Below are 15,295 nucleotides of genomic sequence, written 5' to 3'. Positions count from 1 at the left end.
GATTGCCGTGACTGTCAGGTCCGCTGGAGTAATATTAGCTGTGGTGGATGCTGTTGTGTTCTGCAAGTTATAGTTCCCGGCATCTGCACCACTTAAGACAATCCCACTCACATTGACTGTTTTAGCTGTTCCCACATTTTTGTCAATAAAGGATGCTGCGCCGCTGGCAGTCAACGTATCGCCGCTTATCCATCCTCCGTAGGTCACACTCGCGTCAGTCAGACCATTGTAGACCTTATTTAAACCACTCGCGGTTACCGTTAGTGGGGCCTTAGTCACAGTCAGGGTACCGCTTTTAAACTGGATGTCATAGCCTTGCTGATCAGTATACAAGCCAGTGGGGGTGATGGTGTAGGTACCCACATTTTTGTCTGCACCGGTAAAAGCCAGTGTGCCGGAAAGTGTAACAGGCGATGAATAAGTAACTCCTGCGCTGCCGTTATATATCGTTCCGTTATAGATCATGCTAGTCGAATTAGCCGTAACCGTTACCGACTGTAAGAATGACTTGAGCAAAGGGATGGTGCTGCCATCGTAGAATTTCCACACACTTTGATCCCAGGATGCGAAAGTAGCTGCCATCTTCATTTCATCTGCTGTTTTACCAATTGCGCCAGAAGTAGTCCCCTCACCAACACCATTTAGTCCAGCGTTGACGGTCGTGTTCCAGAAACAATTCGAGATTAGATCTGGTCCCGATGCGTACTCTCCAGCTATGCCGCCACTGTCTGCGGGATTGCCGGTCACTTTTCCGGTACTGAAGGAATACCGAATAGCATTTGAGCTATATCCCACCAGGCCACCGACATAAATGTCGCCTGTCACGTCGCCCGTGCTGTAGGAATTATCAACTGTGCCAGTGTTATGCCCCACCAAACCACCTACATAATAACAGCTTGGTACGTTGTTCATGGCGATCGTGCTATAACTGTTCTTGATGCTGCCACCAGTGGAATTTGCCCCTACCAAGCCGCCGGCATTCGTTGAGTTCGCCGAAGCCACTGTTCCTGTGCTATAGCTGTTGATAATCTCTCCGGTATTAATGCCTAACCCAGCATTCCTGCCAACCAATCCGCCGATATCAGTGGCATTGGTCATGTTCAGGCCAACTGTGCTGTAGCAATTGATAATGTTGCCTCCATAATTACTCCCAATTAAGCCGCCGACGCGGTTAGCCGTCCCGCTTATTGACCCACTAACACCAACATTGCGCAAAAGAGCGCCGGTTTCGGTCCTGCCAAATAAACCGACATAACCACTGCCAGAATTAATGTTAATTGTGACCTTATGCCCTAGCCCCTCAAGTACGCCGAGAAAAGGGTTCGATGATGTGCCTTTCACAGCAGTCACACCGTCAATGTCGGTATTAAGGGCGTAATAGCCGGACAGCCCCATACCATTCCAGCCCGCTAAATCGTTAATCAGCGTGTATTGATTGCCAGAAATAAACAGGTTTCCGCCGCCTATCAGGCGGACTGATCCATTCTTGCCGACCAGCAGGTTACCCGCACTGCCCGGCGTAAAGAGCAGATTTCCTGCACCACCGTCCGTAATAGCGGCATTGACGTTGATATTTCTGGAAGCATTTAAAGTCAGCGAACCACCGCCTGTCCAGCTTAGTGCCGAGTTGACGTGGATGTCGCCATTGCCAGTTGTTGCTCCAGGACTACTGGAGGTCACAGTAACACTGGTGCCACCATCCAAAGCTATCTTAAGGCTGCTGGCCGCCGCCGTATCAATGGTATAGTCAGTCGGATCCAACAGCCAACTCCCGCCTTTGCCGTTGACAGCTCCGGCGTTGACCGCGCCACTTACACTGAGAGTGTTTTTTCCCGAGGTTTCGACCATGCCGCCGTCGCCGCTGACTGAGCCCCCTCTGGCAGTTATCTTACCGGCGAAGGTGGTGGTGTCGTCAGCCCACACCACCACCTTGCCGCCGTTGCCACTAGTGATGGCGTCAGCGTTAAGACTGACCCCGGCAGCTACTTTGGTCGTGATGGCGTTTTGTTCTGTCCCTTTACCCTGGTAGTTGCCGCCGACAAGAATTGTGCCGCCGCCGGCTTCGCCTGATGCGTCAAGCTTAGCCTGACCGGTTAGTTCGACCTTTTCACCAAGCACTTTGATGGTGCCGCCGGTTTGTCCGGCATTCCTGCCGTTGACGTCCAGTATACCACTGTTTGTCACTGTACCGTTTGGGCCACCATCCAGGATGATGACACCGTTTTTGTTGACAGCGCTTTGCGCTTTAATAACGCCGCTATTGTTGACAACAGTACCGGCCAGGGTATTAGCTGTACCAGCGGTCATCACCACTTGCCCGCCATTGACTTGAATGAGTCCGCTATTGGCTGCGCTGGCAGCCAGTGCTTTTTGATCAATAGCCAAATTCAAGAGTCCATCACCGGTGAAGTCAAGGGTGGCAGCTTTGCCGCCGGCGAGAACGACTGTGCCTTGATTGGCAGTAATGATGCCTTCGTTTTTCGCCTGGGTGCCTAAGAGGGCGACATAGCCGCCGTCAGTTGCCGTGATGGTGCCTTGGTTAATGACCGAGCCTTTTCCGTTGCCGCTCAGTTTGTAGCGTCCAGCCTGAAAGTCGCTGTCGGTCATGTTCATAGTGGAAGCCACAATGCCGCCGACGTTGACCTGGGAGCCGGGGGCAAACAAGATGCCATTGGGGTTGATAAGGAACACTTTGCCATTGGCGCTGAGTGTACCGTAAATAGCTGAGGCATCGCTGCCAAGGACGCGGTTTAACGCGACAGAGTTAGCACTTGGTTGAATAAACCTGACGGTTTCGCCCTTAGCGATGTTGAAGTTCTGCCAGTTGATGCCAAGTTTGTCGGTGGTTTGCGTAATTGTGGAGTTGCCGCCCTGCTGGCTGATTTGTCCCGAACCACTGACGATTTGTCCACCGCTCGGGCTGGCGTTCGCACCAGTGACTGGAAATAGGAAAATTCCCGCCGCCAGTACCGTCAGCAAAATTGCTTTTCTCATACCAGGGGATAAGCTTGTCTCTCTGGGTTCGTTTCGCTGCCATGTACGCAGCCATTTCCTTCTCATTCGACAGATTCACTCTCCTTAAAAATACTTCAAAGCTTGCAACCAAAAACGCCCATTCTTGTCGGTGTCAGAGGTGGCGGCTGCAGAAGAAAGCTTCCAGGCGTAGTCCATGCGTAAGGAATATTCTTCAGCTCTATTCAGAATGATTCCCATGCCTAAGCCTGACAAGGTGCGGTGATTATCGCCGGTTACACCGTTCCACAGGTTTTTGTTGGTGGTAATGCTGCCTTGGTCATAGAACAAGGCCAGTGCCAGATTGTCTTTGCTGTTTTTGAGCGGCAGCTGCCAGTCGAATTCGCCGGTAAACTGGTAGCCCTGGTCACCGCAGGCTTCGCCTTGCGGATAGGCACGTACGCCGTTGGCTCCGCCTAATGAGAGTTTTTCTGAGGAATCGAGGTTTTTCCCGGCATATTGCCCGGTGAAGAACAAACCCAGGCTCAGACGGTTGCTTAGGTATTGGCGTCGGTTCAGTTTCAGTACGGTTTTGTGGTAGCTGCCCTGGCTTTGGGCAGTCAGTGCGTCATTGTCACTGTCAACACTGTTGTCAAATCCCAGCTGTCCGCTGGTATAGGTCAGGTCGTAGGCAGTATAGGCAGTGCCTTTTTCCTGCCAGTTGCCGGTTAGACCAATGCTTAATGCGTTGGTCTGTTTTGGTGTGTGGGTATCGCTTGCGCCAATGTCGTCGACGAGTTTTTTGTGGTCATAGCCGATGCGCCCGCTTATGTTGGCGTTATAAGAGCGCAGGAAGGGATAGGATATATATATACCTGTAGTATCGGCGGTACCGGAGGCATCAAGGCTGTCGAAATCTTTGCCTAAGGCATAGCGGGTATGAGCGTAGCTGACACCCCAGTTCCAGCCGCCGCCCAGCGGCAGTTGGTAGGACAGGCCATAATTATTGAGGCCAGAACCGGTGGTTATGCCACTGAAGGCCAGAGTATCACCTTGGTGAAAGGGGTTGTTCAAGTTGACAGCTACGCCCAGACGGTTGGTGCCGGTAAATTTGTTGCCGTAGTTGTCGAAGTAGATAACGCCGTTAGTTTCACGACTTGCGTTGATTTCAATTGTAAGGTCACTGGTTCCGGACTGTATTCCCGGGCTGAGGACAGCTTTTATTTGGACACCTGCCAGATCGTTTAGGAGGAGCAAAGCACGTTCCAGGTCTGGTTTACGGATGATGTTACCCGGTTTTAATGAGGCTATAAGGGATTTGGCTTGTGTGGAAGCTAGGACGTTGTTGTCTTCAACGATGATCTTTCCATATTTGCCGGGAATGATATTAAGTTCGACAATGCCATTCTGGATAGTTTGAGCCGGTATGTAGGCGGCGGCTACGATATAGCCCTGATTGTGCAGGTAAGTGCTGATCTTAGCTGCCAGTGTGTTGAGATCGGCCAAGGTCAGTTCCTGATTGAGCGAGTCTTGCAGCAGTGCTTGCAGTTGGCTTTCAGGAATAGGAATTTCACCAGTCAGCCGGAACTTGTCAATAGGAAAGCGGGTAGTGTTGTCGGCCTTGTCCGATAACGGGGGCTGCTGGATAACGATGTCTTTATAGTCTTTCTGCGGTTGAGCCAGTCCGGGTTTTTTGAGCCCTTCGAGGGTTTTGCCGGCGTCAGGCCCTTCCAGCGCCAGTGCGGTGAGCGGCGCGGTTGCCATAAAAAGGACTAGTCCAGCCGTGAGGCAGTGGTTGATTGGCCGATTATTTTTGCGTTGCCTTCTGTTGTCCATTATTTTTAACTTCCTCTCCTTTACAAGGGTAATACCAGCATTCATTTATGTAACAAAAAATACCTATAAATTTATACCCTGGTCACAGTCGGCGGAGCAGGCGGCAGTGCATTAACCGGCTTTGAGTCATCCCAGGCCATAATAAAAACTGTTATGCAAAAAATAAGGGATCCCAGGCCGTTCACCCAAAAACTTTTTCCTAACCGTTGTGCAAGCGTACCATAGATATAGACAATAACTGCCAGGTTGACAATCGGCACGAACATACCGAGAACCCACCACAGAGAAATTTGAGCGCATTTACAGAGCAGTAGCTGGCTGTAAATAGGAATAAAGTATTGCCCCATTGATCCGACGTGGAATTTTTCCCCAATCTTCCCCGACGCGTAAGAAAAGACAATATACATAACCAACGGTAAAACAATGTCCATAATTTCCCCTCCATATTTCCATTATTCATTTACACCGGTCTCCTGTTCTCATTTTATCCGATGACTAACCCGCTCTAAGACTCCCGCTTCTGCAAGCGGGAGTAAGAGCGGATAAGTCCCTGGATAAGGGCGACTAACCTTCAGATGGGGTTAAAACCCCACCTGAAGCTAAGTCTACTTTATGACGATCTCCATAATCTCGCTGATAGCGATGGATATTCCTCCTGGCCAATGTACCGATTTCCCGTCGGTTTTTGCCGCGTTAAACACCTGCTTGTCTCTCAGCTCAGAAAACCGGGCTGTATGCAGTTTTTTTTTCATATTGATGGTCACCGAGTGGTTGTTATCAAATCGAACTGTAACTAAATAATCATCGCCGAGGATCACTTCTGTGATTTTCCCCATAAAATCACCTCGCTGAAATCAAAAAGGCTAATTCATTTTAATAATAAAATGAATTAGCCTTTTGTGATACTATCCGAAAGTATACACTTTTCCATCAACCAGTCTTGTGCTCGATCATTATCTTGGCAAGAGCCGTTCTGCTGCTAACGCCCAACTTTACATAAATGTTTTGCAACGCTTTTTTCACCGTTACTTCGGCTATATGCAATGTCTGTCCGATAGCCCGATTTGGCAAGCCTGTTGCGACAAGCTCAGCGATCGTCCATTCCCTCTCGGTGAGCGGCAGCTTGCTGTCACCGCTGCTAAATTTTGCCGACATCGTTTCCCTGTTTTTTTCAATTGACGGAAGTATCTCGCGTATCTTGCCAATCAACTCTGGGTAATGCCCGCTATTTTCCAGCTCGGTAAGCATATCGACAATATACTCACCATTTTCCACAAACGGCATCATAACCTGATCGGGAGCTGCGATATCCAGAGCTTTTTTGAGCGTTATCCGGGCGTCCTCATGACGCCTCAGTTTAAACTTGGCCGCTGCCTCAAAAATATAGGTATATACCTGGCCCAACAAATTGGGGAAAATACTTGCGATATCAATAAACCTTTCGGCTAAACCGATTAGCTTCAGGTATTGACCATCGATTAGCAGCACCTTGCCCCAAACAATATTGAAAAAAGCGTAACTGGGGAAATAGATTGACCGATCCTGCAAATCACCGTTCACAATCCACGCAGGAACTTTTTTCTCCTGATTGAGATATGAATAGATGAATCCTTCACACATATCCCAGGTATGAAGATACAGATACAGTTTCTGTTGCTTAATTCCTTCCCTCGTTTGCTGCAGGCTGCTCATCATATATACTGCATCTCCCTTCACAACCGCCAGCCGCAATTGGAGAAACAGTGCGCACAGCTCAATCGCCGTTTGTTCCTGTGATCGGGCAATATATAGGGCTTTATGTGCCGCGATTTCCGCATTCTCAAAATCGCCAATGTGATAATACCGCTCAGCCTGCATCATAGAATCCGCACCGGAACCATGTCCGGCTGTTAACCGGCAATACTGCGTTATAGCCACGTTCAAATCAAGTACTTCCTGTTCAAGATGTCCGCTCTCACGATAAAACATATACATTACAGACGGCGAACCAAATGTCCATGAACTATTTCTATCCATGAACTCCGATGGCCCTTTCATCAGGCTGTCAGCCCTTTGGATATGCTCAGACATCCCGGCTATGTGATTATACTTGGCAAAGCTACACAGAAGTTCGAGTTCTCCAGCAAGCTGGTCCTTCTCCTGCTCCTTTTCACCTGGCATAACTTCGATGTATCTACCGATTTCTTCGCACTGCTGTGCGAACAACTCCATCTCATTAAACGAAAATAGATTGATGGCATAGATCAGACAGGCCTGCAGATGCCCTCTTTTTATATCCATGGGGCAATCGTGGAAATACCGGATTAGTTTTTCTTTATGCTCACTCCATATACCATTGCCTCTATCAATTTCAATAGCGGTTAACAGATCTTCGAAATCGTCGGCTTTAAAAAAGTAATCCAGGGCATGGATACAGTCACCGACGCTTACATGCCATTCCCCTGCCATACTCCAAACAGCCTGCTTCCTGTCTAAACCCTGCCGATCAAAAATTCGTCGCAGGTAACTTGAGAAGATATTATGTATATAATACGTTCTAGTGGCTTGCTCATACCGGATGAAGGCATTGTTTGCCGCTAGTTGTCGCAGCAGCGTCTCGACATTGTCCTTGCGCCACATGTATTCGGCCTGCTCCAAGGTAAAGTTGTCAAAAATGCAGATATTCAGCAAAAATTCGCGGGCTTCTGCTGAAACCCGCCGATAGACAACCTTTTCTATCAACTCATACAGACTGACCTGATGCTCAATCCGTCCGTCCTGCAGAAAACCCAGTAAACAAAGATATACCGCGCTGATCCAACCTTCAGTATAGGAGACCAAAAACTCCACTTCTTCTGGGTTGAGCTTTACTCCGCACAGCCTGCAATACTCGACGATCTCTTCCCGCGAAAGCACAAAATAGCTCTTGTTGATAACCCAGCAATACCCTTTGAGGACAAGCTCGCTCGTGTTCTCGCCAAAAACACTGCGAGATACGATCACGATATGTAGATTGGGAATCTCGGACTTGACAAGAAATTCAACAAATTGGTCAACATCTTGAGACGACACCAAATGGTAATCATCAAATACAATGACCGTTCTTGCCGGAAACTTTATCCCCTCGACAATGCGGATAGCCTCTTCCAAAAATACGCTGTTGCTGGGAACCCCCACTCCTGCAAGACTATCTGCGGCAGCTGGATCAAACTTTCTGAACAGACGGCTAAGCCTCTTCCAAAAAACGGTCGCTGACTCATCCAATAATGTTTGCCACAACACCTCAGCGCGACTTCTCTTTAAATACTCCTTCACCGCAGTCGTTTTACCATAACCCATCGGCGCTTCCACCACAGTCAACGGATATTCCCATATTTTATTCAGGGCTTGATTCACCGGTTTGCGCATATAGATTGTCCTGGCATCGTTTATAGACATGAAAGCGCCTCCTGAGCAATATTCATAGTTTATGGCAATCCAAGGCTATCCGCAAAGAATATATTTTGGGGATAGTCTTTAGTTCACCATCACAAATTTTCACTTTTACATATTTGTACAATATTTACTATACAATGAAAAAAATCCTGCCAGATTCATACAGAATTTGGCAAGATTTTTATTATGCGTTGCTGCCTTACTATTTCTTTCTCCGGCGCTGCCCTGTGACCAAGTAGATGGTCCATTCGGCGATATTGGTGGCGTGGTCGGCAATCCGTTCCAGGTAGCGGGCTACAAAAATTAGCTGAGTTGCCTGGGTAATGGTCTTAGGGTCTTCCATCATGTAGGTTAGCAGTTCGCGAAACACCTGATGGTAAATGTGGTCAACCTCATCATCGTTTAAACACACCTGTTCAGCAAGGGGAATATCTAAAGCAGTATAGGCTTCCAACGCGTCTTTGAGCATTCTCTGGGACATTTGCGCCATGCGCGGGATATCGACAAGAGGTTTAATCAGCGGCTGATTAGCCATGCTTAGCGTGATTTTGGCAATATCATAGGCATGGTCTCCCATCCGCTCTAAATCTGTCGTTATTTTAAGCCCTGTGCCAATAATCCTGAGATCGCGGGCTATCGGCTGCTGTCTGGCGATTAGCACCATACACTTATCTTCAATATCAACTTCCATTTGGTCAATTTGGTCATCAAAATCCATAACCCTGCGGGCTAATTCTAGATCTTGCCTGGCCAGTGAGATTACTGCATCCTCAATCGCGCCCCCTACTGCTTTTCCCATATCCAGCAGGCTTTGGCGCAGATGTTCCAATTCCTGATCGTAACTATGTCTCATTGTCATCGTGCAAATCCTCCTAAGCCTAACCGAAGCGGCCGGTAATATAGTCTTCGGTCCGTTTATCCTGCGGGCGGGTAAAGATGGCATCAGTTTTATCATATTCTACTAAATCCCCGTTTAGAAAAAAACCGGTGTAGTCTGATACCCTGGCTGCCTGTTGCATATTATGGGTTACCATGACAATAGTATAACTTGATTTAAGCTCTGTAACCAATTCTTCAATCTTCATTGTGGATATCGGGTCAAGTGCTGAACACGGCTCATCCATTAACAGCACTTCTGGATCTACTGCCAGCAGCCTGGCAATACATAGCCGCTGCTGCTGACCACCTGATAAGCCCATAGCCGAGGAATGCAGCCGGTCTTTTACTTCGCCCCAGAGAGCTGAACCTGTAAGGCTCTTTTCCACAATTTCATCAAGAAGCGACCTCTTAGTTAACCCGTGAATGCGCGGACCGTAAGCAATATTATCATAAATCGACATCGGGAACGGATTAGGGCGCTGAAAAACCATCCCGACCCGCTTTCTCAGCATTACTGTATCAATTTTAGGGTGATATATATTTTCGCCGTCAAGTAATACCTCACCCTCAATTTTGACACTGTCAATCAAGTCATTCATGCGATTTAGCGTCTTTAAAAAGGTGGATTTACCACAGCCAGACGGACCAATAAGGGCTAAGACACTGTTTTCTGCAATATCTATAGAGATTTTTTTCAGGGCCAGGACATCTCCATAATATAACTTAAGTTTATTTACTTGAATTTTAGCATTCATAAGCTAGTCTAGCCTCCTGTAGTTTCTCATAAGCAATATAACATAAAAACAGCACCGCGAATGTTAATATCTTGTTAATTTTTTTAGAAACTTACTCTAAAGAAAACACGGCTTGCGCCGATCCTTGGCGACAGTGGAAGTCGATGTTGCCCTTATCCAGACGGAAAGTTATACTTTCCTACAGGGCAAAGATAAGAGCGAGATTGCTGCACAATCTCGCTCTTATCTTATTCTGAATCGCGGAACCGATACCCGACACCACGTACTGTTTCAATGGATTCGGCAATATCATTGTCGTGCGACAACTTGACTCGCAAATGCCGCACATGTACGTCTACCGTCCTAGTGTCACCAAAGTACTCATAGCCCCATACCTTTTCAAGAAGCTGTTCACGGGTAAATACCTTGCCTGTGTTGGTGATAAACAGCTTAAGCATCTCATATTCCTTAGGCGTCAGTTCTAGTTTTACCGAGCCTAAATAGGCCTCATAGCGACTAAAGTTAAGTTTGAGTTTGCCGACTGTTAATTCTCCACCAGCTGAACTATCCTTTTGGCTGCGCCTTAGCACAGCTTTAATCCTGGCCAAGAGTTCCCGCGGACTAAACGGCTTGGTCAGATAATCATCTGCACCCAATTCAAGACCAATTACTTTATCAATTTCTTCATTTTTGGCAGTGAGCATAATAATAGGGATAGCCGCTGTCTCCCGGGAGTTTTTTAGCACTCGGCATACTTCAAGGCCGTCCATGCCTGGAAGCATAAGATCAAGGACGACAAGATCAGGACGGTTGGTTTTGGCGATGTTTACCGCCGCCTGCCCGTCGTCTGACTCAAGAACTTTATAACCCGCCTTCTCCAAGTTAAATTTTATGAGTTCGCGAATGTTTAGTTCATCATCAACAATTAGTATCTTGCCTGTCATAAAACTTCTCTCCTCATTAACTGCTTTGAAAAGCTGCGGTTACTATGCCACTACCGCACTAGTACTGGCGGTAGGAAATAAGGGGTGGGTATTTAAACAAAAACCAGGTATATAACCTGGTTTTGTGGTAGTCTTGTCCATTGTGCAATTAGCCGTTTACGGTGTCTTTCAGGCCTTTGCCTGCTTTGAATACCGGATTCTTTGAAGCCGGGATGGTAATCTCGTTGCCAGTCTGTGGATTGCGCCCTTTGCGCTCTTCGCGGGTTTTTACTTCAAAAGTACCAAATCCGATTATTTGTACTTTATCATCGTTGGCTAAAGCTTCCTCGATAGCGGCAAATACTGCATTAATAGCCTTTTCAGCATCTTTCTGAGTCATGTCGGCCTTTTGAGCTACTGCTTTGACAAGGTCAGTTTTATTCACAATCTTGCTCCCCCTAACGTAAATCGATTACGATTAGCTTTATTCGCTACGTAACTTTTTATTCCTGCTGATATTAAAAAAAATGGCAAAAAAACTCATTCTCCTGCTTCTTTTTCCTTGGCTTCCTTCCATAATTCATCAAGTCCGGCTAAATCCATGCTCTCCCAGCTCTTGCCCTGCTCGCTCAGCCGGGTCTCAATATGGCTAAACCGACGTCTAAACTTATTGTTGGTACGGTTTAAGGCAGTCTCAGGATCAACCCCCATGAACCGCGCCAAATTGACCACAGCAAACAGCACGTCTCCGAGTTCATCCTCAGTTTTCTGGCCACGCTCGGCTTCAGGCGCTGCGGCTGCCTCCCGAACTTCAGCCAATTCTTCAGTAATCTTGTCCCACACCGGGCCAATCTCAGACCAGTCAAACCCCACCTTAGCCGCTTTGGCCTGCAGCTTGTAAGCAGTCATTAAGCTAGGCAAGCCTACTGGGATGCCGTCAAGCACCCTTGGCCGCTCTCCGGGTTTTTCCCGCTTTTTAATCTGTTCCCAGTTAACGACAACTTCAGCCGCATCACGCACTGTTATTTCACCAAACACATGGGGATGACGGCGTACCATTTTTTCAGTAACAGTATCGACAACATCCTGCATGGTAAAACCGCCGCTCTCTTCGGCGACACGGGCATGGAACACGATTTGGAGCAGTAAATCGCCAAGCTCTTCACATAATTTGACACCATCAGCCAACTCAATGGCCTCAAGCACTTCGTACACTTCCTCAACAATGTAACGGCGCAGACTAAGATGGGTCTGCTCAATATCCCATACACAACCTCCTGGCGACCGCAAACGCGCCATGACATCAACAATAGGATCAAGGGAGAAAACCTTGCTCCGCGCGGGACGTGGCGGCACATAGACACTGGTAAGATGATCGATAACAGGCAGGCGGTCAAGCTCAAATAGCATAATCTTTTCTATCTTCTCATCAGGCAAGCCTAGATTGCGGACAACAGTGACCTGATATTCATCACCATAGTAATCCATAAGTGCCAGCTTGGTTTCTGACGCCACCTGACGGCTGTATACCTGGGTAACAATGAGACCGGTAACAAGATCAGGCGGCAATGTGACCAAATCAGCAGCATCAATAATTGTCAGGCCAGTAATGGGGTCAACTCCAAGCCGTGTATATAGCACTTCCAGAAAACTCATGGCGGGGATGATAGTAAGAGGGACCTCAGCTGCTCTCGCCTGTGCACTGATGAGTTCAACTGTTTTTTCTGCCACTAACGGACTTCCAGGTACGGCATAGACAATTGACTCCCCCTGCCTGGCCAACTGGATGACTTCATTGGCTATTTGTTGATAAAGGCTGGCAAAGTCCTCAGCCTCCTCATACAGATGGTCAAAGCTAGTAAAGACAACCCCGCGTTCTTTCAGTACTGTTACACATGGATGTTTAGCCGTACGTAAAATCAAGGTGCCAGTGCCTGACAAAAGCTCCCATGTCTCCAGCGTCATGTGTTTAAAGCTGCCAGGACCAAGCCCAGCAATAGTTATTCCCATATTATCGCCTCAATAATTTCAATTTAATCAAAATATCAGCCATTTTACCGCCGATACGAGGCAATTGTTCAATATCACGGGCCTCGATACCACCTACTAGTAGCAAGACAATCCCGAAAGCAGCGCCCCCAGCAGTAATTGACCCTAAGGTAGCCAGCGTATTATGGAGCGTATGGCTCATAATCAGATCATAGGCCAGCAGCACAACTGCACCCATAACAGCTGATGCCACTATCGCTTTAAAGGTATCTTTAATATTAAGACTAAAACCAACATAGCGGTACACAAAGAACATGTTTAATAGTGCAGCCACTCCGAAGTCGGCAACAGTGGCCCATGCCGCGCCCATGATGCCCAGAGACGGTATAGCCGTCAATACCCAGCTCATAATGATTTTAACAACAGCCGAAATGGCCATGTTGACCACAGGGATAGCGGTATGGCCCAATCCTTGCAATACACCAGTTGTTACCTGGTGTATACCTAAGAGGAAAATGCCTACTGCCAGTATTGCGATGGCCAAACCGGCGTTAGGTGTTCCGTACAGCATCAGGGAGATCGGGGTAGCCAAGAGCGCCATACCCACAAAGCTCGGGATGGTGATCAAGTTGGAAATACGCATAGCTGTTGCTGTACGTTGATAAATTCGTTGTCTGTTCCCCAGGGTATATGCCTCGGACACGGCAGGCACCAAGCTGGCAGCCAAAGATGCTGTCAATATTGTTGCCAGGTTAACAAGCGGCACAGCCATACCGGTGAGATAACCAAACAGTTCTGTGGCCTGTTCTACCGTATAGCCTGCCACCTCCAGCCTGGCTGGCACAATTAATAGGTCAATATTTGACACCACCGGCAACATGATATTAGCTAATGATACAGGCAGTGCCAATTTTACAATCCGTCCAACTATGCTAAGACTGGACTCCTGAGTGATTTGCGGCTGGGTATCCATTTGATGCTTGAATCCAGGTTTGTGACGCCAGTAAAAGTACAATAGTACTAAGAGGCCGGCGGCAGCACCTGGGCCAGCGCCAAAACTGGCTCCGGCAGCAGCAAACTCAAGTCCTCGCGGCAACAGGATATACGCAAAGGCAATCATCGTAACCACGCGGAAAAGCTGTTCAAAAATCTGCGAGACGGCTGTCGGTGTCATCATCTGCAGTCCCTGGAAGTACCCGCGGTAACTGGATAATACAGTGACGAAAAAGATAGCTGGGGCTAAAGCAGCAATGGCATAATACGCCCGGTGATCGCGGACAAAATTATGTTCAATCAACCAGCCTGCGCCATAGTATAAAAGAAAAGTGAACAACAGGCCAGTGGCTGCCAGCACACCCAAAGAAATGCGAAATACACGGTTAGCCCCGCGGTAGTCGCTACGAGCCAGCTTTTCGGCCACAATTATGGAAATGGCTACTGGAATACCTGCCGATGAAACGCTAAGCGCTAAGAGGTAAATAGGATACGCCATCTGGTATAGGCCTACCCCTTCGCCGCCTAAAAGGCGGGATAACAGAATTCGGTTCACTGAGCCGATTATTTTTACAACAATACCAGCGACTGTCAGGATAAACGCACCTTTTAAAAATGTATCTTTACTCAAACGAGTCATTCCTCTCCAAAATTTGGCCTAACCGGCCATCTTTACTATTATAGCAAAATCTTATTGTCAATAAAACACTATATATAATTGCGTATAAAATAAAGTAGACTTAGCTTCAGACGGGGTTTTAACCCCATCTGAAGGTTAGTCGCCCAACTTCCAGGGAAGCCTCCTAAACTCCCGCTTATAGAAGCGGGAGTCTTATACCCTAAAGGGCACAGGAAGTGGGTTAGTCATCGGATAAATCGCTTTAGAAGTACGGCTAAAAGTAATATAAAAGTAGCGAACCTAACAGTAATTGTTATTGTCCGCTACTTGTCATTTTATGCTGTGTGAATGTTATTGAGCCATTTGCTTTGCCAGGAATCCTGCAGCTGTTTCGGCTAGTTTAACCTCCATGTCAGCCATTTGGGCACCTGGCTCTTTGGAGCAGATAATAACTGCGCCGATGGCATCGCCTTCAACAATAATTGGAGCAATGACTTCAGCGGTGAACTTGCAGGTTTCGTCGTCCTCACATTGGGAGGCACAACCTTTGCAGTGTTTGTACTCGCCTGGATTGGCAATGAGAGTAGTCTTGCGCTCTTCCATTACTTTTTCAACAGCTGGACCAAGTGGCTTGCTTAAGAACTCTTTTTTAGAGGCGCCGGCGACAGCTACTACGTTGTCGCGGTCAGCGATCAGGATAATATGGCCAATGGCCTCAAATAGCGAGTCGGCATATTCTTTAGCAAAGTCCCCAAGTTCTCCTACCGGCGAATATTTTTTGAGTATTACCTCACCTTCACGATCAACATATATCTCCAGCGGATCACCTTCACGGATTCTGAGAGTTCGTCTGATTTCTTTTGGTATTACAACTCGGCCTAAATCATCAATTCTGCGTACAATTCCGGTTGCCTTCACCAGTATCCCCCTTTCTACAGCTTTTGCAGACTAATTAA

The 15,295-nt window shown here is 47.6% G+C and carries 12 protein-coding genes; all 12 read right to left on the bottom strand.

Annotated elements, in window-relative coordinates; all coding sequences use genetic code 11:
* Nucleotides 1–2,994 (bottom strand): two-partner secretion domain-containing protein (locus B9A22_RS25585; protein WP_176215602.1); only part of this gene is annotated, 2,994 nt, incomplete at its 3' end.
* Nucleotides 2,995–3,078: 84 nt separating this feature from the next.
* Nucleotides 3,079–4,833, bottom strand: a complete 1,755-nt coding sequence (locus B9A22_RS19050) for a ShlB/FhaC/HecB family hemolysin secretion/activation protein (RefSeq protein WP_084577527.1) — start codon at nt 4,831–4,833, stop codon at nt 3,079–3,081.
* 26 nt (nt 4,834–4,859) lie between these two features.
* Entirely contained in the window at nt 4,860–5,219 is a 360-nt protein-coding gene (locus B9A22_RS19045) for a DUF5684 domain-containing protein (protein ID WP_084577526.1), read from the bottom strand.
* Between the two features lie 174 nt (nt 5,220–5,393).
* Nucleotides 5,394–5,624 (bottom strand): DUF2442 domain-containing protein, encoded by a 231-nt coding sequence (locus B9A22_RS19040; protein ID WP_084577525.1) that lies wholly within the window; start codon nt 5,622–5,624, stop codon nt 5,394–5,396.
* 94 nt (nt 5,625–5,718) lie between these two features.
* Nucleotides 5,719–8,205, bottom strand: coding sequence for a winged helix-turn-helix domain-containing protein (locus tag B9A22_RS19035; RefSeq protein WP_084577524.1), 2,487 nt, complete (start codon nt 8,203–8,205; stop codon nt 5,719–5,721).
* Nucleotides 8,206–8,404: 199 nt separating this feature from the next.
* Nucleotides 8,405–9,061 carry a phosphate signaling complex protein PhoU gene (phoU, locus tag B9A22_RS19030; protein WP_084577523.1) on the bottom strand — a complete coding sequence of 219 codons (657 nt, stop codon included), beginning with the start codon at nt 9,059–9,061 and terminating at the stop codon, nt 8,405–8,407.
* Between the two features lie 19 nt (nt 9,062–9,080).
* Nucleotides 9,081–9,836: a phosphate ABC transporter ATP-binding protein PstB gene (gene pstB / locus B9A22_RS19025; protein ID WP_084577522.1), complete on the bottom strand. Its 756-nt coding sequence runs from the start codon at nt 9,834–9,836 to the stop codon at nt 9,081–9,083.
* Between the two features lie 227 nt (nt 9,837–10,063).
* Nucleotides 10,064–10,759, bottom strand: a complete 696-nt coding sequence (locus B9A22_RS19020; RefSeq protein WP_084577521.1) for a response regulator — start codon at nt 10,757–10,759, stop codon at nt 10,064–10,066.
* 148 nt (nt 10,760–10,907) lie between these two features.
* The gene (locus B9A22_RS19015) at nt 10,908–11,183 is read right to left on the bottom strand and encodes an HU family DNA-binding protein (RefSeq protein WP_084577520.1); all 276 of its coding nucleotides are present in this window, start codon (nt 11,181–11,183) and stop codon (nt 10,908–10,910) included.
* Between the two features lie 95 nt (nt 11,184–11,278).
* Entirely contained in the window at nt 11,279–12,748 is a 1,470-nt protein-coding gene (gene yabN / locus B9A22_RS19010) for a bifunctional methyltransferase/pyrophosphohydrolase YabN (RefSeq protein WP_084577519.1), read from the bottom strand.
* A gap of 1 nt (nt 12,749) precedes the next feature.
* Nucleotides 12,750–14,351 carry a putative polysaccharide biosynthesis protein gene (locus B9A22_RS19005; protein ID WP_084577518.1) on the bottom strand — a complete coding sequence of 534 codons (1,602 nt, stop codon included), beginning with the start codon at nt 14,349–14,351 and terminating at the stop codon, nt 12,750–12,752.
* Between the two features lie 339 nt (nt 14,352–14,690).
* The gene (gene spoVT / locus B9A22_RS19000) at nt 14,691–15,257 is read right to left on the bottom strand and encodes a stage V sporulation protein T (RefSeq protein WP_084577517.1); all 567 of its coding nucleotides are present in this window, start codon (nt 15,255–15,257) and stop codon (nt 14,691–14,693) included.
* Between the last annotated feature and the right edge of the window lie 38 nt (nt 15,258–15,295).

It is taken from the genome of Sporomusa malonica, from assembly GCF_900176355.1.
GTDB lineage: Bacteria > Bacillota > Negativicutes > Sporomusales > Sporomusaceae > Sporomusa > Sporomusa malonica.
This window is presented reverse-complemented; position numbering and strand designations above follow the sequence as displayed.